Source organism: Flavobacterium branchiophilum NBRC 15030 = ATCC 35035 (genome assembly GCF_002217205.1).
Lineage (GTDB): Bacteria > Bacteroidota > Bacteroidia > Flavobacteriales > Flavobacteriaceae > Flavobacterium > Flavobacterium branchiophilum.
Window position 1 is genome coordinate 1 of sequence record NZ_MUGT01000115.1, and the last position, 1837, is coordinate 1837.

Genomic DNA, 1837 nt, shown 5'->3' on the forward strand with positions numbered 1-1837 from the left:
TTAACTGAAAGTAGTTTGTTTAATTACGTGTTTAATTACACAGACCATTTGGGGAATATCAGGATGAGTTACACGCAAACGCCCACGGGAGCCTTGTCGATTTTGGAAGAAAATCACTACTATCCTTTTGGGCTCAAACACACCAACTACAACTCCGACAAGCGGTTGTATGTGCGTGAGAGTGTTTCCTCCAAAATAAAACCCGTAACGCCTTTGTTTCCTTTGGTTTATAATTATAAGTATAATGGGAAAGAGTGGCAGGATGAGCTGGGGTTGAATGTTACGGCGATGGACTTTAGGCAATATGATAGTGCAATTGGGAGGTTTTACGGGATGGATACTTTGACAGAATTATATCCAGATTTTTCACCTTATCGTTTTGGTTTTAATAATCCTAATTATTGGTCTGACCCTACAGGGTTATTAGAAAATAATTTAGCTTATCCTAGTGGAAACGGAACCACGCCAGGACAAGTACACAAAGACGACGATGGTCATTGGATTTGGAATGGGTCTTTATGGGTTGGTCAAAATGGAACGCCAGATATGCTTGCAGAAGTTGTTGTATCTGCATCAAGCTCTTCAAGTTCTAATAGCAGTAACTATTTAATTTCTCAATGGTGGAATGCAAGAAACCTTGCATTTGACGCAAACGTAAGAATGAAATACTATTTTCCAAAAAATGAATATATTTTTAAAAATAGTTCAAATGCTGCTGAATATGCATTTTCAAGATATCATATTCAACAATCAACAAGAGCACAATTATCCCCACAAGGAAAAGCAATTTCTGAAATATTAAAGTCTAAAAAAGCACAGCTTGAAACTGCTAAGTATTATGCTCTTAATAAAATTAATCCAAGTGGTAATTTAAGAGGAGGTTTATCATCAGCAAAGTTATTAAGAGGTACAGGAACAAGTGTAGTTGTAATAAGTGCTGGTATGTCAATTTATAATGTTGCAACTGCAGAAAATACTACTCAAGCATTATCAACGGAGATAGGTGGTTGGACTGGGGCTTATGCAGGTGCAAAAGCAGGAGCAGCTTTCGGTACTCTATTTAGCCCTTGGGGTACAGTAATAGGAGGTGTTGTAGGAGGTGCTGTAGGTTATTGGGGAGGTACAGAAGCTGGCTCAGCAATTTATAATTCTACTCAAGATTAATTTTATTATGGAAAAAACAACATATAATTATCTGATTTTTCATATTGAAAAATTAATAAATGTAAAAAGCATAATTGAAATAAGGCACATAAGGGTATTAAGAAAAAGCAAAGTAAATAAAGAAATATCAATATTTAATTTATTGTTTTTAAGTAATGATTTTGTAGGTTTCAAGAAAAGTGGAATTAGAGAAAATACATTAAATTACTTTATCATAAGAACAGCAAATGAATTTTATGTTTGTGGATTAGAAAATATATTTGAAGATAATGGTTTAATAACTGAAAAAGTTGTAAAATTTCAAAAAGTTAATAAGTTTACTTCAGCTATATTGTCTTCAAAGTACGATAGAATAGTTTATCCTTAAAATGATATTTTTAAGCATCAACCCACTCAATCAAGTGGGTTTTGTTTTATAGTGGAGCTGCATTTTTAGCAAAAAAGTCTTTAAACTTCTTCTTGGTAAGCATTGTATCTACTATTTTAAAAAGAGTTGTTTTGTCGTTTTCGTCGAGTTGATTGATAAGATGTAATTTTTCAAAATCGGGTTTATCCATTATCGTAACATCTTGAATTTGAGACGTAATGGCGATTTGGATTCTGATTCGTCGTTTATGTATGCTCAAGAAATGGATCTTTTGGGATATACTTACAAACCTGATTCAAATTTGCT

The 1837-nt window shown here is 33.4% G+C and carries 3 protein-coding genes; 2 read left to right on the forward strand and 1 reads right to left on the reverse strand.

Features of this window, described 5'->3' with window-relative positions; genetic code table 11:
• A partial coding sequence (locus B0A58_RS16855) for an RHS repeat protein (RefSeq protein ID WP_317047324.1) occupies positions 1-1164 on the forward strand: 1164 nt, incomplete at its 5' end.
• A gap of 7 nt (positions 1165-1171) precedes the next feature.
• On the forward strand, positions 1172-1531 hold the full coding sequence (locus tag B0A58_RS12225) for a hypothetical protein (RefSeq protein ID WP_089081292.1): 360 nt from the start codon (positions 1172-1174) through the stop codon (positions 1529-1531).
• 46 nt (positions 1532-1577) lie between these two features.
• Here B0A58_RS12225 and B0A58_RS12230 read toward each other — a convergent pair whose 3' ends face one another.
• The gene (locus B0A58_RS12230) at positions 1578-1721 is read right to left on the reverse strand and encodes a hypothetical protein (RefSeq protein ID WP_185740224.1); all 144 of its coding nucleotides are present in this window, start codon (positions 1719-1721) and stop codon (positions 1578-1580) included.
• Between the last annotated feature and the right edge of the window lie 116 nt (positions 1722-1837).